Origin of the sequence: Rhizobium rhizogenes NBRC 13257 (genome assembly GCF_000696095.1) — a bacterium.
GTDB classification, from domain to species: Bacteria; Pseudomonadota; Alphaproteobacteria; order Rhizobiales; family Rhizobiaceae; genus Rhizobium; species Rhizobium rhizogenes.
The window spans coordinates 174,128-199,763 of record NZ_BAYX01000005.1; the positions used below are offsets into that span (position 1 = coordinate 174,128).

Here is a 25,636-nt window from a genome sequence, read left to right on the forward strand (position 1 = left end):
GTGTCTCTCTAAACCTTGCGGCCGCCGACCCAGGTGGCGGCAAGGTTTGGCTTCGATGCGGTGTAGATGATCTTTTGCAGGATGCCTTCACCCTGATCGCGGTCTTCGAATAGCCGGACGGTGCCTTTATCGGCTTCGGTATCGATGAGCACGGCGTCGAACTGATAGCCGGGTGCGAACTGTCCGACGGGCAGATCAAGCGCGATGCCGCCACCTGATGTGGTGATATAGAAGGCGTCGCGGAAATCGATCTGTGCCGGACCGAAGGTCGAGCGCGCGGCAGGAGGCAGGTTCGGGTCGACGCCGCTTTGCAGCATCCGCGAGACGAGGATCGCGCCGCGCGCGTTTTCGAGCATCGACGCGCTCGGGCCGCCGGAAATATCCGTACCGAGACCGACATGCAGTCCCTTTTCGAGCGCGGCGCGCAAGGGAAAGACGGCATTGGCGAAATAGGCATTCGACAGCGGGCAATGGGCAATCGCCGCCTCTCGCGCCTTGACAGTCTCCATGTCCTTAGCCGTCAGGAAATTCGCATGCGCCAGCACGGTCTTTCGGCCGAGCAGGCCGAAGCGATCGAGGCTGTCCGTATCCGTCATGCCGTGGCGGGCGAGCACATAGCCATGCGCCCAATCGCTCTCCGAACAATGGGTCTGCACATGGCAGCCGCATTCTTTGGCGATGGCACCGAGACCTTCGAGCGTCGCATTGGTGCAGGAGGGGATGAAGCGCGGCGTGACGACGGGGAGCACGCGCCCTTCATGATTGTCCGGATGGCCACGTACGTAATCGATCAACGCCCGCGTGCCGTCGACTGCCTCTTCCGGCGACAGGTCGCGATAATAGTCCGGGCATTCCTCGGCATTGTCCATCGCCACCTTGCCGATCAAGGCGCGTTGGCCTTTTTCGAGGCAGGTATCGACCAGCACCCGCGTCGCTTCCTGATGGATGGTGGCGAAATAGAGGGCGGTTGTGGTGCCGTTGGCAAGCAGGTCTTCGACCAGAAGGCCATAGACTTGGCGTGCGAAGGCGGCGTCCTGATAACGAGCCTCCAGCGGGAAGGTGTATTTTTGCAGCCAGACTTCCAGCGGCACGTCGAGCGCATCGCCAAGCTGCGGATATTGCGGCGCGTGCACATGCAGATCGACGAAGCCGGGCAGGATATAAGAACCAGCCGGCAGTGTCACGAGCTCGCCGGATGCTTCGCGGGCATCGCGAATGGTCCGGTAATTTGGATCGCCATAGCGATGAACGGCGGTGATTGCGCCGTCGGCATCGATCTCGATCAGCACGTCGTCCAGAACATCGATGGTACCGCGCTCTGGCGAGTGAAAACCCGATGCGCTCAGCGTCTTGCCGCGTAAATCCATTGCACTCTCTTTCAGGCGGCCATGATCGTCGTGCCGTAGGTGATACCCTTCTCCTTCAGCCAACGGCGATAGGCAATCGAGGTGGCGTCAGCCCGCGTCGGGATTTCGGCGCGTGGCTCCAGTGGTAGCAGCACGGGGCGCTGGTTCTCAAGAATGATGCGGTCCTGCAGGAAAATGAGCTGCTGGAAATGCACCAACTCCGTCGTCGTCGAGACGTCGTCGATCAGGAACATCACCGGATGGGCGCGGCAGCGGTCCGGATCGAGCGGTTGTACGAACAGGCAGATCACGTCCCAGCGGTTGGCCGCATTCGGGCAGGTCTTGTAGAGCAGGGTCGTGAATGGGGTCATGACGCGATAGATGTAGTCGGTCATGATGCCTTCGTTGGCCGAAAGGGCTGCATGCGGCTGGAAGAATTGGCAATTGGTCGCCCAGACCTCATCGACATCACGGCGGATCTCGACATTGTACTGTGTCACCTCGGTATGCGGCTCGGCGCCGAGGATATCGGTGTGGACGAAGGGGAAATGTGCCAGATCGAGGAAGTTTTCGACGATCCTGAGCCCGGAGGCGCGCACCGAGACCGTACCGCAATTAACGACGCGCCGGTCCGGCTCATCGGCTTCCGGCAAATCGAAAAGCCCGCCGGACGGTGTGCCGAGCGTGGTCCAGACGAGGCCGAAGCGCTTGATCAGCGGTAGGGGTTCTTCTCGACCGTCGGCTTTGATGTCAATCGTGTCGTCGCTGCTGCGCGTGACCGTAAGATTGGTGCCGAGAAGACGGTTGGCGGATGTTCCGAATGGAATCTCCTTTTCGGTCTCAAGTGCGTACCACTGGTCGAGGGCTGCCTTGTCGGAACATTGGCTCATGCGGCGCTCCTTTTCCTTGTCCATCAATCTACTTTAGCGGACATCGCGATAATAGGGCAGGCCGATTGCGGCGGGTGCGGCCATGATACGGCGCATGCGCTGCCAGGCAAGAACCGGCACGATGATGAAGGCCATGGTGCCGAGATAGGGCAGCATGGACAGGAAGGCGGGTGCGATCGGCCAACCGCGCGCCTGGCCGACGAAGCCGAGCGCGGTGATAAGGCCGAAGAGGAGGCCGGAGAGAACGGCGGGGATCGGCCGATAGCCGGCAAAAATCACCAAAGCCACCGCAATCCAGCCGCGCCCGGCAATGACGCCGTCGGACCAGGAGGGTACGAAGGCGAGCGTCAGGTAGGCGCCGGCCCCGGCTGCAAGCGCCGAACCGGCGGTGACATAGGCAAAGCGAATGAGATTGACCGGAATGCCTGCGGCGTCGGCTGCTGCCGGATTTTCACCGACGGCACGCAGGTTGAGACCGTGGCGGGTGCGGAACATGACGTAGCTCAGAGCCACCGGCAGGATGATGTAGATCAGATAGACGAGGATGTTCTGCGAAAAGAAGGCCTTGCCGAGAATGGGGATATCGCTCAGCAACGGGATCTCGATCCCGGAAAAGGTGGCGCGGGCGGGCATGCCGGAATAGGCGCGGCCGATGCTGGAAGCGATGCCGTTGCCCATCAGCGTCAGCGCCAGGCCACAGAGCACCTGATTGGCGCGCAGCAAAACGGTGGCGGCGGCAAACAGCATGCCGAAGACCGCGCCGACTACCAGCGCGGCGATGAAGCCTATTGCCGGCGACGGGAAGGTTGCGACCGTAGCAATCGCCGTTATCGCTCCCATCGCCATCAGGCCCTCGACGCCGAGATTGACGACACCAACGCGTTCGGCAAGCACTTCGCCGAGAGCGGCAAGCGCCAGCACGCCGCCGGCGAGAAAGGCTGTGGTGAGGAGGCCGGTCAGAAGTTCCATGGTCTCTTTTTCCTTCAGGCCTTGTCGCGGGCAATGCGGTAATGGGCGAGTTCGTCGCCGATCGCCGTCAGAAATAGGATCAGGCCGGTGATTGCCAGCACCGCCGATGTCGTCAGACCCTGAGTTTGCAGAATGATGCCCGAATTCAGGATGAAGGCCATCAATGCGGCGGAAAAGATGACGCCGATGGCGGAGTTGCGCGCCAGCACCGCGACCATGATGCCGAGATAGCCGTAATTGTTGGATATGCCGCCCTGCAGCCGGTGCACTGTTCCGGCGATCTCCAGCATGCCGGCAAGCCCCGCGATCGCACCAGAGAGCAGCATGACGGTGATGAGATGGCGACGGGCCGGCATGCCGGCATAGTGGGCGGCCGACGGATTGGAGCCGACGAGCCGCACCTCATAACCCCAACGCGAAAAGGCCAGCACGCCCGTAACGAGGAGGGCGGCAAGAATGGCAATCGGGAACCCCCAATGGACCGATCCCCACAGCTCCGGGATTTCGGCTGACAGTCTCCGTGTCGCTGAGTTTGACATCCGGTCGCGCCAGGCGCCGGTGGAGACGTAGAAGACCAGGAGAATGGCGACGAAGTTGAGAAGCAGCGTGGTGATCAGCTCGTTGACGTTGCCATAGGCGCGAGCAAGCGTCGGGATGAGGATCCAAACAGCGCCGCCGAGGAGACCAGCGGCGAACATCAGCGGCAGGATCACGACCGGCGGCCCTGGCACGAAGAGGCCAACCGTGGCGGCGCCAAAGGCACCCGCGTAGAATTGCCCTTCGGCGCCGATATTCCAGACACCGATCTGCTGGCCGACCGCAACCGATAGCCCGGTCAAAATAAGGGGGACGATAAGAACGCCGAGATCCTGAAGGCCAAAGCTGGAGCCGAAGCTCGCATCAATCACCTCCGAGGCAAGCTCCAGTGGGTTTGCTCCGGTGGCGGCCAGAATGAGGCCGGCGAAGACCAAAGCCAGAAGAATGGCGGCGATGCGGGCACCAAAGGCAATGACGGGCGAGGCGGAAGGCATGCGCTGGAAACGCCAGGATGCGGCCATGTCAGGCAACCTCGCGCACTTGGGCGCGGCCGCCCATCATGAGGCCGATCTGGTCGATATCGGCCTTATCGTTTTCCACAATTCCCATGACCTTGCCTTCGTAGAGGACGGCGATGCGGTCCGAGAGGTTCAAGAGCTCTTCCAGTTCTTCGGAAATCAGCACGATGCCTGTGCCTGCGTCGCGCAATTCGACGATATAGCGCAGCATGGTGTTGATGGCGCCGACATCGAGGCCGCGGCTTGGATAGGCGGCGATGAGGACCTTGTTCGCGATACGCATCTCGCGGCGGGCGACGAGGCGCTGCTGGTTTCCGCCCGAGAGGTTGCGGATGGGCATGCCGAAATCCGGGATAGCGACATCTGCGACCGCTGCGATTTCCTTAGCAAGTGCCGTTGCAGCACTTGGGCGAAAGGCACCGCCGGATGAGACAGGGGGGTGCTTATACTCACGCATCACAGCGTTGACAGTGATACTGAGCGCAGGCGCCAAGCCGCTATGCAGACGGTCTTCCGGAATATGACCGATGCCGCGCTCGACGAAGGCGGCGGCGTTGCTGCGACCGACAGGTGTGCCCTGGACTAGGATGCGCCCATCGCTGATCGGCCGCATGCCTGCCAGCACCTGGCTGAGTTCGCGCTGGCCATTGCCCGCCACGCCCGCGATCCCGAGGATCTCACCCGCATGGACCTGTAGCGAGACGCCATGCAAGGCTTCATTCCCGGCATCGTTCAGGGCGGATACATTGTCGAGGCTGAGCACCGGCTCGGGCGAGATCGGTGCGGCCCCTGCCGCCCGATGCCGCATATCGGCAAGCACGATGTCGCGTCCCACCATCAATTTTGCCAGCATGCGCGGATTGCAGTCGGCTGTGTTCTGCGTGACGATCTTGCGACCGCCGCGCAGGATGCTGATGCGATCAGAAATCTCCAGAACTTCATCGAGCTTGTGGCTGATGAAGATAACGGCGTTGCCCTGCGCCACGAAATCCCGCAGTGCCTTGAACAGTTCGCGGGCCTCGGCCGGCGTCAACACGGCAGTCGGTTCGTCCAGGATCAGCACGCGGGCCTGCCGCGCCAGGACACGTAGGATCTCCACGCGCTGCTGCTCGCCGGTGGAGAGATCGCTGACGCGGGCGCCGGGGCGGGTTTGCAGATTGAATTTCGCAGCCAATGCCGCCGTGCGTGCTTCCAGCACCTGGGCCGAGGCGCGGCGCGGCGTTTCCGACCAGCCGAGGTGAATGTTTTCGGCCACAGTGAAGGCCTGCACCAGCTTGAAATGCTGATGCACCATGCCGATGCCGGCAGCGATCGCCTGAAGCGGCGTGGCGAACTGCTTGGCATAACCGTCGATGATGATCTCGCCGGCATCGGGCTGATAGATGCCGGTCAGGATATTCATCAAGGTTGACTTTCCGGCGCCGTTTTCGCCGAGCAGCGCATGAATTTCACCTGGCAAGACGTCGAGATCGACGTCCTCGTTGGCGATGACACCCGGAAAATATTTGGCGATGCCGTTGAGCTGCACCAGAGGCGGTGTGCCCGGGGGCGCGGAGAAGGGGGTCGCGGTCTCAGTCATCGGAAGGGCACCAGAGTGTCATGAAGAGTAACTCTGGCCGGACGCGCCGGCCAGGTTCTTGTTGGGCGATGATATCGGTCAGGCGCTGAGGCCGGTGACGCCTTCGACCGACCAATCCCAATTATAGAGCTCATTGTCGGTCATCGCTTGGCCGGCGGCGACGCGAACCTTGCCGGTCGAATCCTTGATCTCACCGGCAAACGGCGACCAGCCGCCGATGATCTTCTCGCGCACCGCGTCGGCTGCGGCGGCGACATCGGCCGGAACCTTTTCGCCCCATTTGTCGCGATCGACGCCGGCGCCCATGGCAAAGAGCGTGTCGCTCGGTGCCCAGGTGCCGGCGAGGCGCTTGGCGACCTGATCGACGTAGAACTTGTTGAAATCGATGAGGACTGACGAGACGTAGGAATTCGGGCCATAGCGGCGGACGTCGGTGTTCCACATGGCGGCCCAGACGCCACGCTTTTCGGCGACCTGCAGGTAGCCGGCTTCGTCCATGATGCCGAACAGGAAGTCACAGCCATTGTCGATGAGCGCCGTGCCGGCCTGGGTTGCGGCCTGCGGGTCGAACCAGGAATTGATGGCGATGGTTTGCAGCGTCGCATTCGGATTGACGGAGCGGGCGCCCATCAGGAAGGCGTTGGTGGAGGCAAAGACCGACGAGACCGGGAAGGAGGCGACATAGCCGAGCTTGCCGGTCTTCGACAGGTGGCCGGCGGCAACGCCGATGACATAGGTCGGATACCAGTGCGCCAGGTAATACCAGCCGAGATTGTCCATGTTGACGAGGCCGCCGCATTCGAGGAATGCGACCTCCGGAGCCTGCTTGACCACGGCATGCAGGAAGTCGCCGTTCGAGGACGTGTCGAAGATGATGTTGGCGCCCTGGCTGACAAACTGGCGATAGGTGCGCGTCGCGTCGGCCGAATAGGGGATATTCTCGACTTCAAGAATCTTTTTCAGCTTCGGATAAGCGGCCTTGACCGCGAGCAGGCCCTGGTGATGCGCCCAGGTCCAGCCTTCATCCGAAATCGGCCCGACATGGCCGAAGCCGACGACCGCATCCTCTTCCTTAATCGCCGGAAAGGATGCCGCCGCGAGCGCCTGGCTGGCAAGGCCGGCAGGCAGCGTCAAGGCGGCCGCACCGGCGGCGCTCATATTCAAAAATCCGCGACGGGACAGCGAACGCAAGTCAATCATGAAATCCTCTTTTGGTTTGGCACGCCAACCGCGTCCGGAGGAAATCGACGCAACAATTATGCCAGTTGCGGCGTGCGAGAGCGATGCCATCTGTTGGGCCGTTTCGGAAGTCTCTTGAATTTTTAGGGGGAGGGCGGCTAGAATGCCCAAAAGTGAAGCATGTATATTTTTTATGCATACTGAGTATTTTTGATGCGCAAGGTGAGGCATGGCTAGGGCGAACGGACATTCCGCGACATGACCGATCGGGCGCGATTTATCTTTCGAGGGCAGATGGTCTGCGACAGTTTCATCGAGTTTGCGCAGCATCGCGCCCGGCGGCTGGATCTGGACATCGAGATGGAAGCCTGTGATGCAATGTCGGCGACGCTCGCCGTCAAAGGGCAGGAAGATCTGGTCGACGCCTTTGAAATGGCCTGCAGTCTCGGGCCGTATGACTGTATCATTCTCGATATCGAGCGGAGTGACATATGAAACTGGAAGCGGGATGGGTGCCTGTCGCCCTGTCGGCATCGATCGAGCCGGGGACCTCGGCGGGTGCCGTCGTCGAGGGCAGCGAGATCGTCGTCTGGCGCGACAATAGCGGCAAGGCACATGTCTGGGAGGATCGCTGTCCGCATCGCGGCATGCGCCTCAGTTTTGGCTTCGTCCGCGGCGATCACATCGCCTGTCTCTATCACGGCTGGCAGTACGATACCGCCGGGCAATGTCGCTACATTCCCGCGCATCCGAGCCTCGAGGTGCCGCAGACGATCAAGGTGCCAACTTACCTTGCCGAGGAAAGATACGGGACCATCTGGGCGACAACGGCGCGGGAAGCCTTGTTGCCGGAGATCGACGCGGCGATGGGCGTTACCCCGGTACGCAGCCTCTATGTCGAGCGCGGGGCGGACGATATTTTGGCGGCGCTGGAGAAAGCTGGCGTGGGCAATTTCGCCGGGAATGCCGGTACAGTGGAGCTTGGCGACGACAGGTTGCTGGTTGCGGTTCAGGTCGTCTCGCCGGAAAAGACCGCCGTTCACATCGTCATTCTTGGATCACCGGCGGTGAATGCCGGAGCCAAGCAGAAGCATTATGCGCAATGGGCCGAGGGTCTTCGTTTCGATCTTGAGCATATAGCGGAGGTCGCCTGATGGCGGAGATCACGCTCTATAATTACGAGATGGACGAGGGGAGCTATCGCGTTCGCCTGCTGCTCTCTATGCTCGGCCTCCCATACAAGACCATCGCCGTCGACATGTTTCCGGGCAAGGAAGAAAGCAAGTTGGCCATGCTGGCGCTCAATCCGCTCGGCACCATGCCGGTGCTCACCGACGGAGACCTCGTGCTTCACGGCACGGAAGCGATCCTCGCCTATCTGGCTAAGGCTTACGATCCGGCGCGGCGCTGGCTACCGGAAGATGCCGCGGATTTTGGTTTGACGACGATGTGGCTGCATTTCTCCGCGACGGCGCTTGCGCCTGCCGTTGCCGCGCGCCTGCAATCGCTCTTTGATACGCCGGGCGACGAAGCGTTCCTCAGCGCCGCCGCTCGCAAGGCTTTCCGCGTTATGGACGACCATATGACGCTCCGCCACTTCGACGGCTTCGAGTGGTTCGTCGGCGATCGGCCGACGCTTGCGGACCTGACGCTGTTCCCGTCCTTTGCCCTCAGCCGCGACCACGGCGTCGGTCACGACGACTATCCGGCACTGCGCCGGTGGCTGCGTCGTTTCCGCGCCATCGACGGCTTTCGAACCATGCCCGGCATTCCCGATTATCATTGATTTTGAACTGGATATCCGATGACGCTCACCCGTTTTTCCGTCAAGCCGCTCTCGACCATGACGCGCACGCTCGCCGATGTCGCCTCCGCCCGCCGGGATCCCGATCTGGTCATTCAGGGCGCGCGGGTGCTCTCGACCTATTCGGAGCGCATCCTTGCCGACAAGGAAATCTGGATCTCCGGTGGCCGCATTGCGGCAGTCAAACCGGCCGGCAGCTACCGTGGCGGCGGCGCCAAACTTTACGACGCCAGGGGCGGGATCATCGCGCCCGGCCTCGTCGATCCGCATATTCATATCGAATCCAGTATGGTGACTGCCTGCGCGTATGCCGAGGCGGCTCTTCTGAATGGTACGACGACGATCTTCTGCGATAGTCACGAGATCGGCAATGTCATGGATGTTGCCGGTGTCGAGGCAATGCTGGAAGATGCGCGCCAGGCGCCGCTGTCGATCTTCCTGACCGTGCCGAGCACTGTGCCGGCCACGTCGCCTGAGCTTGAGACCGCCGGCGGCGACCTGACGCCCGCAAAGATAGCGGCTCTGTTCGACAAGTGGCCGGAAGCCGTGGCGCTCGGCGAGAAGATGGACTTCGTGCCCGTCGCGATGGGCGACGAGCGCAGCCATGCCATCTTGGCAGCAGCACTGGAGCGCGGTCGCCCGGTTTCGGGCCATGTCTACGGCCGGGAATTCGTGGCTGCCTATGCCGCGTCCGGCGTGACCGACACGCATGAGGCGATCGACCGTGAAATCGCTGATGATCTGCTGGAGGCCGGTATCTGGCTCTTCCTGCGTGGCGGTCCGCCGACGACGGCGTGGCATAGTCTGCCGCATGCGATCAAGACCATCACGGAACTCGGTGCGTCCCACAAGCGCATTGCGGTGTGCACCGACGACCGCGATGCAGACGATCTTCTGCTCTTCGGTCTCGATTGGGTCACACGCCAGGCGGTCGTGGCCGGCATGACGCCGGAACAGGCCTGGGCCATGGGCTCGCTGCATGGCGCGACCCGCTTCGGCATGGAAAACGAGATCGGCGGTCTCGGCGGCGGGCGCCGTGCCGATCTTGTGCTGCTGACGGACGAGCTAAAGCCGGTGAGCACATGGTATGGCGGCGAACTGGTGGTCGACGACCGCAAGGTCACGCCGGTTCTCGATGCCGCCCTGTCCAATCCCTACCGTTATCCGGAGGCCGCCTACCACACGGTGAAACTGCCGAAGAACCTGAAACTGACACCGGAATTGCCAACCGAGCCGGTGATCGCGCATACGATCAAGACCGAATTGCCGGGCATCGTGCTCGGTCATGTCACGGTCGAACTCGAACCGGCCAATGACTGGCAGACGCATTTCGACCGCCACGGCCTCTGCTTCGTCACGGTGGTCGAGCGCCACGGCAAGTCGGCTGGTAACGTCGCACATGGTCTTCTGAGCAACTTTGGTTTGAAGAAGGGAGCGGTCGCCTCCTCCGTCGGGCACGACAGCCACAACATCATCGTTGCCGGCACCAACCAGGCGGACATGCAGGTCGCCTTGGACGCGATCGAGGCCAAGCAAGGCGGCGCCTGCGTCGTCATGGATGGCAAGGTGACGGCCATGGTGCCATTGCCGATCGCGGGGTTGCTCTCCGACAAGCGTGTGCACGAGGTTGCCGAAGAGGTGAAGGCATTGAAGGTCGAATGGGAAAAGGCCGGCTGCACCATTCCCTATATGGGCTTCAACCTGATCCCTCTCTCCGTCATTCCGGAAATCCGCATCACCGATAAGGGCCTGGTGCTTGTGCCGGAGATGACGATCGCGCCATTGTTCGAGCCAGCTTGATAACAGGGGAGCCCGGTCTCATCGCCGGGCGTCTTTACCGCTTTTAGAAACCCTTCCCGATCATCTCAGCCGCCTTCGAGCCGATCGCCATGGCCGGGGCATTGGTATTGCCCGAAGGGATGAACGGGATGATCGAGCAATCGATGACTCTGAGGCCGTCGATGCCGCGTACGCGAAGCGTCCCGTCAACCACGGACATCGGATCGCTGTCCGGTCCCATGCGCAGGCTGCCGGATGGATGGTAATTGGTCTTGACGGTTTGGCCGGCGAATTTGGCGAGAGCCTCGTCATCCTGCAGGGCCGGGCCGGGGAGGATTTCGTCCGCAATCTTCGATTTGAAGGGTTCCGTTTCCAGCAATTGCCGCGCGACCTTCAGCGAGGCGAGCGTCAGGCGCAGATCGTCTGGGTCGCCGAAGAAGTTGCAGTCGACCAAGGGCTGATCCGCCGGATTAGCCGAGCGTAGCTTGACGCTGCCGCGCGCCTTTGGGCGTAGCAGGCAAGACGTAAAAGTGACGCCGTGGGTCGGTTTGGCGGAAGAGACATCGCGGTCGAGATAGACGATCGGGGCGCAATAGAGCTGGATCGATGGTCGATCGCTGCCATCCGGGTCGTAGAACAGGCAGGATTCGATACCGGTGGTCGTCACCGGGCCGGAGTTGAAGAGCAGATATTGCAGCCCGTTGCGCAACATCGGCCAGCCCTTGTCCTCGCCGAAATAGCCAGACTTCCCCTTCGTCGTGGCGATCAGCGGGACTTCGTGATGATCCTGCAGATTGGCGCCGACGCCGGGGAGATCGAGGGCGACGGTAATGCCGTGCTCTCGCAGATGGTCGGCCGGGCCTATGCCGGACAGCATCATCAGCTTGGCGCTGTTATAGGTGCCCGAGGCGACAAGGATTTCGCGCTCCGCCCGAGCCGTGTGGCTTTCGCCATTAAGGATGTAGGTGACACCTGTCGCGCGGCCGTTTTCGAGGACGATGCGATCGACGCGGGCGTCGGTGATGATATCCAGGCGTGGATCTCCATCGAGCGGATCGAGGAAGGCCTTCTTGGCGTCGGAACGCTCGGTCTTGCCGTTCCATTGGCCGTAGGTGTGCTGCATGATGCCGACGCCGTTTTGTCGGACGCCGTTGAAGTCCGGATTGTAGGCATGGCCGAGCCCTTGAGCTGCCAGCAGGAAATCCTGTGTCGTGTCGCAGGTATATTGTGGCTCCGAGATGCGCAGATTGCCGGAGATGCCGTGGTACTCATTGTTGAAGCGCGTATTGGCTTCAATGCCCTTGAAGTGCGGCAGCATGTCCTCGTAGGACCATTCCCTACCGTTGCCGAGATGGGCGGCCCAGCCGTCGTAATCCTCTCTCTGGCCGCGCATATAGACCATGGCGTTGACGGCGCTGCCGCCGCCGAGGGCCTTGGCGACCGGAACAATGGGGCCGCGACCACCAAGCTGCGGCTGCGAAACCGTATGGTGCATTTCGAGAAAGTCGTCGCGAGCGAGATATTTCATATAGCCGGCGGGAAAGGCCATCAGCTTGGCGGTCTTGCGCGGCCCGCGCTCGATGATCAGCACTGAAAAGCCGAAATCCCGCACCAGCCGCATGGCCGCAACGCACGCCGCCGAGCCACCGCCGGCGATAATGAAATCATACGTCTTCGCCACCAAAACTCCCCCCTTGATCCGGTCTGACGGCGCAAACATCGCCATAATTTTCATTATTGGTCAAACGATTAGGCCGCGTCACTTTGACAGAGCAATGCATCAGCGCAGCCGGTTTCCCTGTCCGTCGAAATAGCGGCGTCTCTCGGGCGCACAGCGCAGATGAAGCGTGTCGCCGCGCTGAATATCCGGACCCTCGCGATACTCGGCGATCAGGCTCTGACCGTCCTCCGTCTGGCAATAAAGATAGCGGGTGCCCCCGAGATATTCGTCGAAATCGACCTTTACCCGAACCGCATCATTGCCGTCCGATACGACAACCAGATGCTCCGGACGCATGCCCAGCATCAGTTTTTCGCCAGCTGCGAGATTGGCCTGCCCTATATCGGCCTTGACGGAGCCGCCCGGGATTTTGACAAGGCCATCGGAGCCCCATTCAGCCTCGATCATGTTCATCCGCGGCGAACCGATGAAGCCGGCAACGAAGATGTTGGCGGGGTCTTCATAGATCTCGCGCGGGTTGCCGACCTGCTCGATCTTGCCGTCCTTGAGCACGACGATCTTGTCGGCAAGCGTCATCGCCTCTGTCTGATCGTGCGTCACATAGATCATCGTGTTGCCGAGCTCGCGGTGCAGTCGGGCAATTTCGATACGCATGGAAACGCGCAGCTCCGCGTCGAGGTTGGACAGCGGCTCGTCGAACAGGAAGACGTCCGGCTTGCGCACGATCGCCCGGCCGATGGCGACGCGTTGGCGCTGGCCACCGGAAAGCTGGCCCGGCCGCCGATCCAGCAGATGGTCGATCTTGAGGATCGCGGAGGCCGCCTTGACGCGCGTCTCGATCTCGGCGGTCTCGGTTCGGGCCATCTTCAGCCCGAAACCGAGATTGTCACGCACACTCATATGCGGATAGAGCGCATAGGACTGGAAGACCATGGCGATGCCGCGCTCGGAGGGGTCGAGATCGGTCACATCCCGACCCTTGATGGCGATCTCGCCATCCGTCACTTCTTCCAACCCGGCGATCATCCTGAGCAAGGTCGACTTGCCGCAGCCCGAGGGACCGACAAAGACGACGAATTGCCCCTCCTCGACCTCGAGATCGATGCCGTGAATAACCTCCAGTCCGCCGTAACTCTTGCGGACTCCGGTCAGCCTCATGCTGTTTTTCGCCATGTCAGGCTCCGCGCTGCAACTGGTCGGCACGGATCCAGACCAGCATCTCGCCCGGTTGGCGGTTGTCCCAGAGATGATAGGGAACGAAACGCGCTGTCGCGGCACGGCTTTGTGGCGGTGCTGTCCGATAGAGGTCAGATCCCCAGTCCACATCGTCGCGCTTTACCGGAATGTCGAGCGCAATAGCGCCTTCCAGCGCAGCAATCTCCGCTGTCTGCGCAGCCGCCGGATCGCCGGCAAGCGAGATGCCATTGAGGTCCGCGCCGTTATCGGTGGTCTCGACGCAATAGACCAGTGGTCCGCGCATCAGTGCCGCGCGGCCGGCATCCTGGCGCACCTTGGGATTGGCAAACAGGGTGCGCGGGATCAGCGGAATGTTGAGGTCGACCCTGTCGCCAGCCTGCCAGTCGCGCTCGATGCGTGCATAACCGTCGATGGTGACGGCGGAGAGGTCGATGGATGCTCCATTGACGGCAAGCGTCGCGCCATCAGCCCATTCTGGTATGCGCAGCGACAGAGCGAAGCGGGCGTTGCGGTCGGGCTTGACCTCGAAACGGATAGCGCCGTCCCAAGGGTACCGCGTCTCCTGAGCGAGCTCGACCGTCACGCCGCTTGCAAGCGGAACGCGGGCTTTGCTTTCGCCGTAGAGATGCACGGCAATTTCATTGTCGGCCGCAGCATACATGTAGGAGCCGATCGAAGCGAGCAGGCGGGCGATGTTCGGCGGGCAGCAGGGGCAATGATGCCAAGTCCAGCGATGATGCTTGCCGCCGCTTTCCAGCGGGTTTTCGTAGAAGAACGTTTTGCCGTCGAGCGACAACCCGGCCATGGCGCCGTTATAAAGCGCCTGCTCCATGATGTCGGCATAACGCCGGTTCGGGCCACGGCCGAGCATGCGGTTCGCCCAGAAGACCAGGCCGACGGAGGCGCAGGTCTCGGCATAGGCGCTTTCGTTCGGCAGGTCGTAATAGTCAGTGAACCCTTCGTTGGAAGCCGCTGGCCCGATGCCGCCGGTGACATACATCTGCTTGGTGGTCAGGTCGTCCCACAGTGTTTCCAGCGCCGAGGTCAGGCTGTCGTCGTTATATTCGGTCGCGATATCGGCCATGCCGGAATAGAGATACATGGCACGCACCGCATGTCCCACAACCTTGGTCTGCTCACGCACCGGCTGATGCGCCTGATTGTATTCATAGGTCTTCTGCACGAATTTCGACGGGTCGCGGCCATCGCGCAGCGCCTCGTCGGTGAAGAAATGCGGCTCTTGCCCGCGCTCGTCGACGAAGTATTTGGCAAGATCGAGATATTTCTTCTCGCCCGTCACACGGGCAAGCTTGACCAGCGCCAGCTCCACTTCCTCATGGCCGCAATAGCCCGGCAGTTGGCCCTCGCCATGGCCGAAAACCGTGATCATGTAATCGGCGAAGCGGCTCATGATGTCGAGCAGCTTGCGCTTTCCCGTTGCCTGATAATAGGCGACGGCAGCCTCGATCAGATGGCCGGCGCAGTAAAGCTCATGATGGTCGCGAAGATTGGTCCAGCGACGGCCGGGCTGGACGCGCTGGAACCAGGCGTTCAGATAGCCGTCCTTGTCCTGCATTTTGCCATACATATCGATGATGGCATCGGCGCGGGCCTCAAGCTCTGGGTTGGGCTGGCGATAGAGCGAATAGGCGATGGTCTCGATCGATTTGCCAAGGTCGCTGTCCCAGAACATCTGCGTCGAGCCCGACCAGGTCTGGAGCGGAATGACGATGCCGGGGCTTGGCTGCTCGACATCGATCGCCTGGATCATGCCGGCCTCGACACAGCGGTCGAGCAGGGTGGCAGCCGTCGTATTGCAGATCGCGTCCTGACGGGCGCCGAAAAGGCCGTGTAGTTCGACATTCGGAACGGGCAGCGGACGGAATTGGCGATTTTGCTTGTTTGACATAGCGTTAATCCGTTTCGTTAGAGTATTTATTTCACCGCGCCGGCCATCAGGCCGCGCATGTAGTAGCGTTGCAGAAGCAGGAAGACGATGACGCAGGGAATGGTCATGACGGCGATACCGGCCTGGACCGCGCCCCAATTGACGGCGCCGAGCCGCCCGGTCCGGACGGCGATCATCAGCACCGGTAGGGTGAATTTCTCACTGCTGGAAAGCAGGATCAGCGCCGCCAGGAATTCGTTCCAGGCGTTGAGAAAGGCGAAGATCGCAACGGTCGCCACGCCCGGCAGCACCAGAGGTAGCAGCACACGGAAGAGCAGCTTCAGGTCCCGCGCCCCGTCGATGCGCGCGGCCTCTTCGATTTCCTTCGGCACGGCATCGAAGGCGTTGCGCATCATGAAGACCGAGAAGGGCAGCTGAAGGGTGACATAGACGAGCGTCAGCCCGATGAGCGAATTGTTGAGCCCGAGCTTCGCCAGCATGATGAAAAGCGGCGTCAGGATCGACTGGAAGGGGATCATCAGTGTCGCGATGATCAGGACGAAGAAGACGTTCTTGAACGGAAACTGGTAGCGCGAGAAGCCGTAGCCAGCGAGCAGGCTGACTGTGACGGTGAGGACGACCGTCGCCACCGAGACGAAGAGCGAGTTCAGCGTGTGCTGCAGGACGCCAGCGCCGAAGCCATCGAGGGAACGATAGGCGTCGAGGCTGAAGCCGGTTGTCGGCCAGGGCGGCAATGGCGGCAGGCTTGCCTCCGTGCCGTGCCGAAATGACGAGAGCAGGGCGATTGCAAAAGGCGCGAAGAAGAAGATGACGATGATGACGCCGACGCCGTGATAGCCGATGCCATCTAATAGTTTCCGTCGTGCGCGGCGCTCTTTTGCGGGTGTGACGTTTGCGATGGTCATGGACGGTCCTCCCCGACGCGCAGCAGCCAGAGCTGGACGATGCTGATCAGTACGAGAATGACGAGGAGAACGATCGACAGCGCCGCGCCATAGCCGAGATTGAAGGACACGAAGGACTGGTTGAAGATATAATAGACCACCGAGATCATCCGGTTCTGCGGTCCGCCGCTGGTCATGATGTAGAACTGGTCGAAGGCGAGCACCGAGCCGGTGACCGAGATGATCAGGGCAAGCGCAATGGTCTTGCGCATCAGCGGCAGGGTCAGAAAGCGAAAGCGCTGCCAGCGCCTGGCGCCATCGATCCGAGCCGCTTCCGTCAATTCGGATGGGATGGCCTGCAGGCCGGTCAGCAGGATGATCATGGTGAAGCCGGCGATCTTCCAGACCACCATGACGACGATGGTGGCAAAGGCCATGTCGAAATCGGCAAGCAGGTTCGGCTTCTTGTCGACGAGGCCGAGCGCCTGCGCCACTGGTGAGAAAAAGCCGCTATCGACATTGGCAAGCCATACCCAGAGCAACGAAGCGGTCGCCAGACCGACGACGACGGGCAGGAAAATGATGGTGCGATAGAAGCCGACGAAAGGCCGCTGCTTTTCGACGTAGAGTGCCAGGGGAAAGGCGACAGCGAAGATCGCGATGGTGACGATCACCGTGTAATAGGCGGTGAAACGCAAGGCCGCCATGAAGCGGATATCCGATAGCATCCTCGTGTAGTTGCTGAAGCCGATCCAGCGCGGATTGCCCAGCAGCGGCCAGTTGTGCAGGCTCATCCAGCCGGTGAAGAGAACGGGTACGACGAAGAAGACGATCACGAGCGCCATGGCCGGCGCGATGTAAAGAAATCCGTGCCAGTTGGCACTTCGCCGCCGTGTGCGCCGCCGCACTGCTCCAATAGCTCCAGGGCTCGCCATGGAATGCTCCTGATGTTCCGATGGGAAGGACCGGGAGACTTTAAGCCTCCCGGTTGGTCGAGCGATTTTTGTTACTGGGCGTTGTCGATGATCGACTGCATTTCCGACTGCGCATTGGAGAAGGCAGTGTCGACATCGTTGCCGAAGATCGCGGCATTGGTGAAGCCGGCCCATGGCCCGTTGGCGCTGTTGATCAGATCGTTGAACTGCAGCGTATAGGGCGTCTTGGCAACGGAGATGGCTTTCAGGCCAACCTGCATGCGCGGATCGAGGCCCTGAAGCACCTGATCGGCAATATCGCCGCGCGTCGGCAAGCTGCCATATTTCGCCATGATCTTCTGACCTTCCAGCGAATAGGTGTATTCGAGGAATTTCTTCACCGCATCGAGCTTTTTCGTGCCCTTGGAGATGACGAAATTATCGCCGCCGGCAAAGGAGGACGGGTTACCGTCGACGCCGGGGATCAGGGTCACGCCGAAATGGATATCCGGATATTGCGTGATCAGCGTGCCGATCGAGAAAGCACCGATGGTTTGCTGGCCGATCCTGCCGTTGCTGATGCTGAGGAAGTTGGCGCCGGTATCGCTGGCGGCACCTGCGGGAACCAGATCCTTCTTGACCATGCTGCGGTAGATATCGACCGCCTTGCGCATCTGCGGCGTATCCAGCGTCGCCTTCTTGCCATCAGCCGAGAGAATATCGGCGCCGGCGCCCCAGACGAGCGGTGTAAAGGTGAAGATCATGCAGCCGCCACAGCCACCGCCGGAGAAGTAGAAGCCGTAGGTGTCACCGCCGAGCGCGCGGATCTTTTCGGCATTCTTCTCGATTTCGTCCCAGGTCGTCGGCGCCTTGTCCGGGTCGAGGCCGGCCTTCTTGTAGAGATCCTTGTTCCAGGCAAAGACCGAGGTCTCGACGGAAAGAGGCAGGCCGTAAACATGGCCGTCATAGGTGCCGAGCTTCACATGCGATGGTGAGAGCGAGTTGAAATAGGGCAGGGCCTTCGCCCAGTCCGTCAGGTCTTCGAGCTGGCCCGCCGCGGCAAAGGCCGGGGTGTAGATCAGGTCCATCGACAGCGCGTCCGGGGCCTGGCCGCCGGCGATCGCGGTCGCATATTTCTGCACGAGCTCGGAGAAGGGCACCTCGGTGAGGGTGACTTTGTCGTCATGGCCGGCATTATACGCCTCGACGACCTTCTTGAAGGAATCGCCGATGCCGGACCGCACCCACATCGAGATATTTTCGGCGGCAGACACACTTGTCATCAAGCATAAGGATACGAGGCCTGTCGCGGCCAGAAGTCGCTTCATCATGTTTCTCTCCTCCCATGGGCGTTTCTCCCGCCCTTTTCCTCAACCAGTCAATTCTCGAGGTTTGCCCTCACGACTGCCGCACGATCAGCTCGCACGGCAATGTCCTGATCCCCGGTTCAACGGCGCGTCCCTCCGCCAGCGCCAGAACCGTCAGCCCGGCTTCCCGCCCGAGCGCCTTGAGATTCATATCCACCGTCGTCAACGGCGGCCGGGTTTGGGCGGCGACAATCTCCCAATTGTCGAAACCGACCACGGACACATCCTCCGGTACCCGTACGCCACGCTCGCGCAACGCATCCACGACCGCCCGCGCGATCTGGTCGTTGCCGCAGAAGATGCCGTCCGGCTTTGGTCCGGACGCGCTCCACAGTCTGGCAATGGCCTCGTGCCCCCAGGCTTCGGACCATTCGCCATACATCACCGGCAAGGTATCGCCGGCGAGATCGCAATAGGCCTTGGCGCGCTCGCGCACCGAGACGAAACTGTCCGGCCCGGTGATATGGGCGATCCGTTTGCGGCCGAGGCCTATCAGCCGTTCGACGGCGAGCGTCGCCCCCTGAAAATCGTCAGCGCAAAAGGTGACGCTGTCTGGCGTCCCCTCCGTGAAGGCGTAGACGACCGGCACCGGCAGGTTGGACAGATCCACCGGCAGCCGGCGATCGATCCTCTTTCCCGAGGCGATGATGCCATCGACGTGTTTGTCGAGCATGGCGTCCACATGAACCTTTCCGAGCGCAGGATCGTCTTCGATCGTGCAGAGAAACACCGAGACACCGTGATCCACGAGCGCTTCCGTAATGCCGGCCATCACCGGGAGGGTGAATCGTCCATAGGTATCGTTGGTCAGAAGACCGATGGTGAAGCTGCGGTTGCTGAGCAGACCCTTGGCCAAGGCATTCGGCCGAAAGCCGATCTCGGTGGCGACCCGCTTGACCCGCTCACGCGTCTCGTCGCCCATTCGGCCGGTATTGTTCAATGCCTTCGATGCCGTCGAAATGCTCACACCCGCGGCGGCGGCAACATCGTGAATCGTCGTCCGCCCGCTTCTGCCACGCTGATTTTCCAGATGTCCGCTCCCGAATTATTTGTAGTGAGAAAAGCTTTTCTCATGTCGAGAGTCAAGATGAGAAAAGCTTTTCTCAAGATTTTTTGATTGTGCGGTGCAATCACGGTTGAGCCTCGGCCGCCATGGAGCCGAAAGCTCCATGGCGGCCGATCGCAATGCATCAAACAGAAAAGGTTCACTCAGGCAGACTTGAGCCTGCTGCTGCTTTGGGGGATTGTGGTGGAAGATGGCAGCAGGCCCCAGGTTCGCAGCGCATCTATTGCGCTTCCAACGCCTTGCTCCGCCCTCAGTTCCTCGCCGAGCTTTCTCGCCGCCGCCCGCATCTGTGGCGCGTCGGCGCCCAAAATTGCCGAAGCGAGCGAAGTGGCGATCAATTTTTCTCTCGGCAACGCTCTGGGAGCGACACCCAGATGTTCGAGCCTTGCAGCCCAGAAGGGCTGATCGCCAAAAACAGGCGTGACGACCGAGGGAATGCCGGCTCTGGTGGCGGCGGCTGTTGTTCCCGCGCCGCCATGATGCACGGCCAGGGCCATGCGCGGCAGGAGCCAGTCATGCGGCGCGCGCTCGAGGGCGAAAATCGTGCTGGCATCGAAGTCCGTCTTTTCGCTTAGACCTCCCCATCCTGTCGCCAGGACGGCGCGCTTGCCGGTCATCTTGACCGCACCGAGTATCGTATCGGTAAATCCCGCCGCATCATGATGCATCATGCTGCCGAAGCCGACGTAAATGGGTGGCGGACCACTCTCCAGAAACTGCATCAGAGCTTCGGACGGCTGCCATGTGTCCCTGCTTTCCAGATACCATGGCCCAGTCACGCGGGTTTGCTCAGGCCAGCTTGCGGAAGGTTCGATCAGTGTCGGGCTGAAGCCGAAAAGGCGCGGATGGTTGAGAAACTGCGCCTGAAAAGGCGCAAAGCGCGGATAGGGCGGTAACCCCAGAGCAGGCCTGACGATCTCGTTATAGGCGGGCTTCAGGGTCTTCCAGACCAGAAGACGGGCCGCATGGCCGAGCGCCTTGTTGGCAAAACTCGGAAGGCGGTACATCCATTGCGGCAGGGGCAATGGCGGAGATGTGTGAGACGGCAGCGTCGGCATCAACTGGCTTTCCACGACCGGCACCCCAAGGCGCTCCCCGAGCGATGCGGTCAGATAATAAACCATGCCGTTGCCGATCAGCAGATCAGCCCCTTGCGCGGCCGCGCGACCCTGTTCAGCCCAGTCGACGGCCATAGCCAGCAATCTGCGGCGGGCTTCCGCCATGATCGCGAACGAGGCAAGTCCGCGCTCCATCGTTCTCTGGTCGCTTCGCATCCAGGCGAGAAAATCACCGTTCAGGCAAGCATATTCTATGTCGTTTTCCCTTACCAGATCGGCGCAACTCGGGTCGGTGGCAATGCGGACCTGATGGCCCGCCTGCTGCAACCCCAAGGCAAGGGCAACCAGGGGACGGACATCGCCTTCCGTCCCAATGGTGAAAATGGCAATTCTCATGAGCTTGCGATCCTCTATGCCGTCATGGCATTTTCGGAATAGTCGGGTGCCCGCAAAACCAGGAATTCGCGAAGCACCTCTGCCTGAACGACAGCACCAATTTCCGCCGCCGGGGCGGCATCGAGCATCTCCTCGTGATGGCAATTGAGATGACGGCGATAAACCCGCCCGCCGACATGCGGGAGCCACGCTTCGGCGCGATAATTCATCACGTCATCGATGGCTTTTCCCTTGCCGCGATTGGCTGAGAAGAAATGCATGTCCAGATCGGTAAATCCCGGCTTGAATTTTCGGGCAAGACCGAGGTGATGGATGATGATCGCGCGCGCCTTTTCCAGAATGTCGGGTTCATATGTCTGGATTTCATGGATCAGCGGATGATTGCCCCTATCATACTGGGCAATCAGATAGTCATACAGGATGGAGAAGGCGGGCCGGCTGGGATCGAGTGCGCCTATATCGACATCGACGCCGAGGAAGCCGAGTGCCGCCTGAACCAGAATGACGTCATCCGATGACGCATCACGGACCTTCTGGAGATAGGGATAGGAATCCAGCAGGCCGAGGAAGGCCACCGTCTCATCCTCCTCCCGCAATTGTCTGGCCATCTCGTGAGCGACGAGGCCGCCAAAGGACCATCCCAGGATATGGTAGGGACCATTGGGCTGTATCTTGCGTATGCGGTCGACATAGCGCTCGGCCATTTCCTCGACGGAATTCGGCAAGGCGGAAGGGCCGCTCAAGCCTTCCGATTGCAGAGCGTAGATCGGCATGTCCTGTGCGATATGCTCGGCAAGCGAATGAAAGGCCCAGCTCATGCCGAGAACCGGATGGATGCAGAACAGTGGCGCCGAATTCCCGTTTTTACGGATGGGCAGCACCGGATCGAGATACTCGTTCTTCGCAGTGGGATTGCCGATCAGCACGGCGAGGCTGGCAATTGTCGGCAATTCAAAAATCGCACCCAGCGGAATGGCCGTGTTGATTTTCGAGCGTACGGCGGCGATCATTCTGGCGGCGGCGAGTGAATCGCCGCCGAGCTTGAAGAAGCTGTCGTGGACGCCGACCTCATTGAGTCCGAGCGTTTCGCACCATATGCCGGCGATCATCTTTTCCGCCTCGGTGCGAGGCGCAACAAAGCCTTCCTGGATCTGCCATTGGGGCGCCGGCAGCGCATGCCGATCAATCTTGCCGTTCACGTTGAGCGGTATGGCATCCAGCATCACAAAGGCAGAGGGAATCATATGGCTCTGCAGGCTGTGGGCCAGTCTGGCGGAGAGATCGGTTTCGCCAACCGCATCGCCATGCGCTGAGACCAGATAGGCGACAAGCCGTTTGCCCTGGCCGGGATCCTCGCGAAGAATGACAACCGCCTGACGGATTTCAGGCTGCGAAACCAGAGCAGCCTCGATCTCGCCGGGCTCGACGCGGAAGCCGCGGATCTTGATCTGATGGTCGTTCCGGCCGAGATATTCCATCACGCCGTCACCGCGCCAGCAGGCCATATCGCCGGTGCGATACATGCGGCTGCCATCGCCCGCGAACGGGTCGGGCAGAAAACGTTCCTGCGTCAGATCGGGCCGGTTAAGGTAGCCTTTCGCGACCCCCGCGCCGCCAATGTAAAGCTCTCCGGCGAAACCGGGCGGCAGGGGTGCGCCGTTGCGGTCCAGAACGTAAAGCCTGGTGTTCCAGATTGGGCGACCGATCGGGGGCATGTCGAGATCCTTGCCCTTCAGCGGCATCGCGGTGGACCAAATCGTGGTCTCCGTCGGGCCATAGACGTTCAGCACCGCATGATCGAACCTTGCCATCTTATGGGCAAGATCAGCCGGAAGTGCTTCCCCACCAACCACCGGGCGCAGGCCGCGCACGCCATTGCCGTGATCATCGAGCAAGGCGCGCCACAGCGATGGCGTCGCCTGCATGATGGTGGCCTTCGACTGCTTGAGAAGCTGTGCAAGAGCCGCCGGATCCCGCACGGTTTCGCGAGGGGCGATGATGGTGCGTGCGCCCGCCAGGAGGGGCAGATAAAGCTCAAGTGCCGCAATATCGAAGGCGATGGTGGTGACGGCCAGAAGACGATCCTCTGCCTTCATCTTCAAAAGGTCCTGCATGGCAAACAGGAAGTTCGTCAGCGCGCGATGCGGGATCTCCACGCCCTTCGGCCGTCCGGTAGAACCGGAGGTGAAAATGACATAGGCCCTGTCGTCGGGGGAAGGCGTGCCGGTCACCAGATGCGGCGAGCAATCCTCCGGATGATCGAGGAGCACCGTCGGGATGCCCTCAACCGGAAGCTTCGATGCAGCTTCGCCCGTGGTGATGATCGCGCTCGGCTTGGCATCCTCGAGAATGATGCCGATACGGCTTGGCGGATCGGAAGGATCGAGCGGCAGATAGGCGGCACCTGCCTTGAGTACGGCGAGCAGACCGACGAGCATCTGCTCCGAGCGAGGAACCGCCACAGCCACCAGATCGCCACGCAAGACACCGCGCTTGCTCAGAAGTCCGGCCCAGTTGTCCGACGCAGCATCCAGCTCGGCATAGGTCAACTGTTTGTCCCCGAAGGCAACGGCAATGGCATCGGGATTGTTGGCCGCCTGCTGGCGGAAAAGTTCCGGCCATGTGAGATCGGGGACCGCACGGGCCGTATCGTTCCACTCCACCAGGACCTTTTGCCTCTCGTCATCCGAGAGCAGGCTGAAGGAGCTCAATTTCTGCCCGGGCTCCGTCAGCAGCGTATTCATCATCTGCGTGAAGCGCGCCTCGTGCGATTGGAGTTCCTCCATGCTGTAGAGACCGGGATTGGCATCGAAGTCGACGCGAATCTCGCTGCCGTCGCCGCGATCATAGGCAAAGATCGTCATGTCGTTCATCGAACCGTTGGATAAGTTGTGAACGGTTGTCGGATGGCCGGCGAAGCGAAGATCGTAGTCGAACGGCTCGATATTGACGCCGAGCCAGGCGATCTGTTCGTCGTGGCGCAGAAGACCGAAATCTCGGCGCATGTCTTCATAGCGATAGCGCTGGTAGCGCAGCGCCCGCATCATCTGCTGCGACACCTGCTTGACGAGTTCTTGCAGCGTCAGGTCGGGCGAGAGCTTGAAACGCAGCGGAACGGCATTGGCCATCATGCAGGGGATGCGACGCATGGCCGGGTTGATGCGCGCGGTCAGCATCGTCAGTATGACCAGATCTTCGCAGTCGGTCGCCCGGGCGTAGTAGGCTGCGACGAGTGCAATCAGCATCTGCGGAACGGAAGCACCCAGCTCTTTTGCAACCTTGCCGAGGGTATGGGCATTTTCGGCGGTCAGATAGGTGCTGTGGCGGAGCATGCCGCCTGTCTGCGTCGAACGCCGTTTGGCCAGCGTCGGGGGCGGAGGGGTTTGCTGGAGCTGATCTGTCCAATAGGCGCGGTCTCGTTCGAAATGCTGTGAGGTGCGGTAGGCCCGATCGGCTTCCAGCATCTCTTCCAGCGTGCCGTAATCGACCGGTGCGGGCTCCCGCCCTTCTTCCAGCGCCGTATAGATTTCCGCGACGCGCCGCGATGACAACCCGGCCGTGAAGCCATCAAAGGCGATGTGATGCGACCGCTGGAACCATAGCCAGTGATCGTCGGCAAGCTTGATGAGCGCGCTGTCCCACAACCTGTCATGCGCAAGATCAAGGGGAGCCAATACTTCCGCTGCCATCCAGGCTTCCGCTGTCTTTCGCGGTTCCTCGGTGGTGGAAAAATCGATCACGCTGAATTCGCCCTCGAATTCCTCCAGCACGATCTGGTGAGGCTGACCTTCGATCTCGTGAATACGAAGCCGGGTGGCGTCGATCTCTTCCGTCAATTGACGTAGCGCCCGCCGAAAATTCTCCGGATTAACCGGCCCGTGGATTTCGACTGATTCCGCAAGATTGAAGATAAGGCCGGCCGCCCCAACCTTCTCGCCGATCCACATGCCGGCTTGCGCCGGAGAAATCGGGAGACGTCTCTCCTTCCTAGTCATTCTTAAATCCTTAAATCCATATCTCTTTTGAAAACCCTGCAGTAGAGAACGGCGGCGGATGCAGAACGGGTTTTTGGGTTGCTGCTTCAGACCGCTTAAATGCCGAACGGCCCGTTGATCGGACAGTCTTCTCCCATGGCGCAGTCGCCATATTGCCGGATTACGGTCCGGTCTTTGCTCAACGCACTAGTCACCTTGAAACCTTTCAGCGTGGAGTAGATCGTCTTCATCGACGGGCAGCCCACAGCGGGTCCGATCGCCCGCTTGAGCTTGCCATGATCCTCCTCGACTGCCTCGCCGAGGAGTGTCGTCTGCCGGTATCGATGGTCAGTGGCTTTCCGCAATCCTTCGGCCCGGCAAGGGCCTTGCCCGGCTTGAAATCGCGCATCAAAAGCTCCGCGGTCGATAATGGTGATCAAAGTCAGCAAGCGACGAATTTTGCAGCAGGGTCCGATCGAGCAACGCAAACAAGGTGAGCTGTGCTCCCCTTTTTGCCGGCACCGTCAGTGCGCGGAAATTGCTGTGATTGTCCGACGACATGACCCTTTCCTCTCCGACTAGGCCCAAT

The 25,636-nt window shown here is 61.0% G+C and carries 21 protein-coding genes; 4 read left to right on the plus strand and 17 right to left on the minus strand.

Annotation, left to right across the window (positions count from 1 at the left end):
* Positions 1–8: 8 nt before the first annotated feature.
* From guaD to RRH01S_RS12820, 6 genes are all read right to left on the minus strand, one after another.
* Positions 9–1,367, minus strand: a complete 1,359-nt coding sequence (gene guaD / locus RRH01S_RS12795; RefSeq protein WP_034516454.1) for a guanine deaminase — start codon at positions 1,365–1,367, stop codon at positions 9–11.
* Between the two features lie 11 nt (positions 1,368–1,378).
* Positions 1,379–2,236, minus strand: a complete 858-nt coding sequence (locus RRH01S_RS12800; RefSeq protein ID WP_042472182.1) for an aromatic ring-hydroxylating oxygenase subunit alpha — start codon at positions 2,234–2,236, stop codon at positions 1,379–1,381.
* A 33-nt stretch (positions 2,237–2,269) separates the two neighbouring features.
* On the minus strand, positions 2,270–3,205 hold the full coding sequence (locus RRH01S_RS12805) for an ABC transporter permease (RefSeq protein WP_037222304.1): 936 nt from the start codon (positions 3,203–3,205) through the stop codon (positions 2,270–2,272).
* A 14-nt stretch (positions 3,206–3,219) separates the two neighbouring features.
* Complete coding sequence (locus tag RRH01S_RS12810; RefSeq protein WP_034516452.1) at positions 3,220–4,263, minus strand: ABC transporter permease; 1,044 nt, start codon at positions 4,261–4,263, stop codon at positions 3,220–3,222.
* Between the two features lies 1 nt (position 4,264).
* Positions 4,265–5,839 carry an ABC transporter ATP-binding protein gene (locus tag RRH01S_RS12815; protein ID WP_042472004.1) on the minus strand — a complete coding sequence of 525 codons (1,575 nt, stop codon included), beginning with the start codon at positions 5,837–5,839 and terminating at the stop codon, positions 4,265–4,267.
* 78 nt (positions 5,840–5,917) lie between these two features.
* Positions 5,918–7,039, minus strand: a complete 1,122-nt coding sequence (locus tag RRH01S_RS12820; protein ID WP_034516816.1) for a BMP family ABC transporter substrate-binding protein — start codon at positions 7,037–7,039, stop codon at positions 5,918–5,920.
* A gap of 237 nt (positions 7,040–7,276) precedes the next feature.
* Here RRH01S_RS12820 and RRH01S_RS12825 point away from each other — a divergent pair, with 237 nt between their 5' ends.
* From RRH01S_RS12825 to RRH01S_RS12840, 4 genes are read left to right on the plus strand one after another with little or no spacing between them, the layout of a single operon-like run.
* On the plus strand, positions 7,277–7,513 hold the full coding sequence (locus RRH01S_RS12825) for a hypothetical protein (RefSeq protein ID WP_229202649.1): 237 nt from the start codon (positions 7,277–7,279) through the stop codon (positions 7,511–7,513).
* The gene (locus RRH01S_RS12830) at positions 7,510–8,172 is read left to right on the plus strand and encodes a Rieske 2Fe-2S domain-containing protein (RefSeq protein ID WP_034516450.1); all 663 of its coding nucleotides are present in this window, start codon (positions 7,510–7,512) and stop codon (positions 8,170–8,172) included. Before RRH01S_RS12825 ends, RRH01S_RS12830 begins: the two co-directional genes overlap by 4 nt.
* The gene (locus tag RRH01S_RS12835; RefSeq protein WP_042472007.1) at positions 8,172–8,804 is read left to right on the plus strand and encodes a glutathione S-transferase family protein; all 633 of its coding nucleotides are present in this window, start codon (positions 8,172–8,174) and stop codon (positions 8,802–8,804) included. Before RRH01S_RS12830 ends, RRH01S_RS12835 begins: the two co-directional genes overlap by 1 nt.
* An 18-nt stretch (positions 8,805–8,822) precedes the next feature.
* On the plus strand, positions 8,823–10,622 hold the full coding sequence (locus RRH01S_RS12840) for an adenine deaminase (RefSeq protein ID WP_034516448.1): 1,800 nt from the start codon (positions 8,823–8,825) through the stop codon (positions 10,620–10,622).
* Between the two features lie 43 nt (positions 10,623–10,665).
* Here the strand turns inward: RRH01S_RS12840 and RRH01S_RS12845 are convergent, their stop codons facing one another.
* From RRH01S_RS12845 to RRH01S_RS34405, 11 genes are all read right to left on the minus strand, one after another.
* Positions 10,666–12,282 (minus strand): GMC family oxidoreductase, encoded by a 1,617-nt coding sequence (locus RRH01S_RS12845; protein ID WP_034516813.1) that lies wholly within the window; start codon positions 12,280–12,282, stop codon positions 10,666–10,668.
* A gap of 99 nt (positions 12,283–12,381) precedes the next feature.
* Complete coding sequence (locus RRH01S_RS12850; protein ID WP_034516447.1) at positions 12,382–13,455, minus strand: ABC transporter ATP-binding protein; 1,074 nt, start codon at positions 13,453–13,455, stop codon at positions 12,382–12,384.
* Between the two features lies 1 nt (position 13,456).
* Positions 13,457–15,388 carry a glycoside hydrolase family 127 protein gene (locus RRH01S_RS12855; protein ID WP_042472012.1) on the minus strand — a complete coding sequence of 644 codons (1,932 nt, stop codon included), beginning with the start codon at positions 15,386–15,388 and terminating at the stop codon, positions 13,457–13,459.
* Positions 15,389–15,414: 26 nt separating this feature from the next.
* Positions 15,415–16,293 carry a carbohydrate ABC transporter permease gene (locus RRH01S_RS12860; protein WP_034516445.1) on the minus strand — a complete coding sequence of 293 codons (879 nt, stop codon included), beginning with the start codon at positions 16,291–16,293 and terminating at the stop codon, positions 15,415–15,417.
* Positions 16,290–17,207, minus strand: a complete 918-nt coding sequence (locus tag RRH01S_RS12865; protein WP_007695944.1) for a carbohydrate ABC transporter permease — start codon at positions 17,205–17,207, stop codon at positions 16,290–16,292. Before RRH01S_RS12865 ends, RRH01S_RS12860 begins: the two co-directional genes overlap by 4 nt.
* 71 nt (positions 17,208–17,278) lie before the next feature.
* Entirely contained in the window at positions 17,279–18,517 is a 1,239-nt protein-coding gene (locus RRH01S_RS12870) for an ABC transporter substrate-binding protein (protein WP_037222312.1), read from the minus strand.
* 67 nt (positions 18,518–18,584) lie between these two features.
* Positions 18,585–19,520 (minus strand): LacI family DNA-binding transcriptional regulator, encoded by a 936-nt coding sequence (locus tag RRH01S_RS12875; RefSeq protein ID WP_229202648.1) that lies wholly within the window; start codon positions 19,518–19,520, stop codon positions 18,585–18,587.
* 242 nt (positions 19,521–19,762) lie between these two features.
* Positions 19,763–21,073, minus strand: a complete 1,311-nt coding sequence (locus RRH01S_RS12880; protein ID WP_042472019.1) for a glycosyltransferase — start codon at positions 21,071–21,073, stop codon at positions 19,763–19,765.
* Positions 21,074–21,087: 14 nt separating this feature from the next.
* The gene (locus tag RRH01S_RS12885; RefSeq protein WP_042472023.1) at positions 21,088–25,068 is read right to left on the minus strand and encodes a non-ribosomal peptide synthetase; all 3,981 of its coding nucleotides are present in this window, start codon (positions 25,066–25,068) and stop codon (positions 21,088–21,090) included.
* A gap of 95 nt (positions 25,069–25,163) precedes the next feature.
* Complete coding sequence (locus RRH01S_RS12890; RefSeq protein ID WP_034516812.1) at positions 25,164–25,412, minus strand: hypothetical protein; 249 nt, start codon at positions 25,410–25,412, stop codon at positions 25,164–25,166.
* A gap of 43 nt (positions 25,413–25,455) precedes the next feature.
* Positions 25,456–25,608 (minus strand): hypothetical protein, encoded by a 153-nt coding sequence (locus RRH01S_RS34405; protein WP_153510396.1) that lies wholly within the window; start codon positions 25,606–25,608, stop codon positions 25,456–25,458.
* Between the last annotated feature and the right edge of the window lie 28 nt (positions 25,609–25,636).

Bases quoted from the DNA above. Each gene is read 5' to 3' on its own strand.
- guaD (WP_034516454.1), bottom strand. From the start codon at position 1,367: ATGGATTTACGCGGCAAGACGCTGAGCGCATCGGGTTTTCACTCGCCA.
- RRH01S_RS12800 (WP_042472182.1), bottom strand. From the start codon at position 2,236: ATGAGCCAATGTTCCGACAAGGCAGCCCTCGACCAGTGGTACGCACTT.
- RRH01S_RS12805 (WP_037222304.1), bottom strand. From the start codon at position 3,205: ATGGAACTTCTGACCGGCCTCCTCACCACAGCCTTTCTCGCCGGCGGC.
- RRH01S_RS12810 (WP_034516452.1), bottom strand. From the start codon at position 4,263: ATGGCCGCATCCTGGCGTTTCCAGCGCATGCCTTCCGCCTCGCCCGTC.
- RRH01S_RS12815 (WP_042472004.1), bottom strand. From the start codon at position 5,839: ATGACTGAGACCGCGACCCCCTTCTCCGCGCCCCCGGGCACACCGCCT.
- RRH01S_RS12820 (WP_034516816.1), bottom strand. From the start codon at position 7,039: ATGATTGACTTGCGTTCGCTGTCCCGTCGCGGATTTTTGAATATGAGC.
- RRH01S_RS12825 (WP_229202649.1), top strand. From the start codon at position 7,277: ATGACCGATCGGGCGCGATTTATCTTTCGAGGGCAGATGGTCTGCGAC.
- RRH01S_RS12830 (WP_034516450.1), top strand. From the start codon at position 7,510: ATGAAACTGGAAGCGGGATGGGTGCCTGTCGCCCTGTCGGCATCGATC.
- RRH01S_RS12835 (WP_042472007.1), top strand. From the start codon at position 8,172: ATGGCGGAGATCACGCTCTATAATTACGAGATGGACGAGGGGAGCTAT.
- RRH01S_RS12840 (WP_034516448.1), top strand. From the start codon at position 8,823: ATGACGCTCACCCGTTTTTCCGTCAAGCCGCTCTCGACCATGACGCGC.
- RRH01S_RS12850 (WP_034516447.1), bottom strand. From the start codon at position 13,455: ATGGCGAAAAACAGCATGAGGCTGACCGGAGTCCGCAAGAGTTACGGC.
- RRH01S_RS12855 (WP_042472012.1), bottom strand. From the start codon at position 15,388: ATGTCAAACAAGCAAAATCGCCAATTCCGTCCGCTGCCCGTTCCGAAT.
- RRH01S_RS12860 (WP_034516445.1), bottom strand. From the start codon at position 16,293: ATGACCATCGCAAACGTCACACCCGCAAAAGAGCGCCGCGCACGACGG.
- RRH01S_RS12865 (WP_007695944.1), bottom strand. From the start codon at position 17,207: ATGGCGAGCCCTGGAGCTATTGGAGCAGTGCGGCGGCGCACACGGCGG.
- RRH01S_RS12870 (WP_037222312.1), bottom strand. From the start codon at position 18,517: ATGATGAAGCGACTTCTGGCCGCGACAGGCCTCGTATCCTTATGCTTG.
- RRH01S_RS12880 (WP_042472019.1), bottom strand. From the start codon at position 21,073: ATGAGAATTGCCATTTTCACCATTGGGACGGAAGGCGATGTCCGTCCC.
- RRH01S_RS12885 (WP_042472023.1), bottom strand. From the start codon at position 25,068: ATGACTAGGAAGGAGAGACGTCTCCCGATTTCTCCGGCGCAAGCCGGC.
- RRH01S_RS34405 (WP_153510396.1), bottom strand. From the start codon at position 25,608: ATGTCGTCGGACAATCACAGCAATTTCCGCGCACTGACGGTGCCGGCA.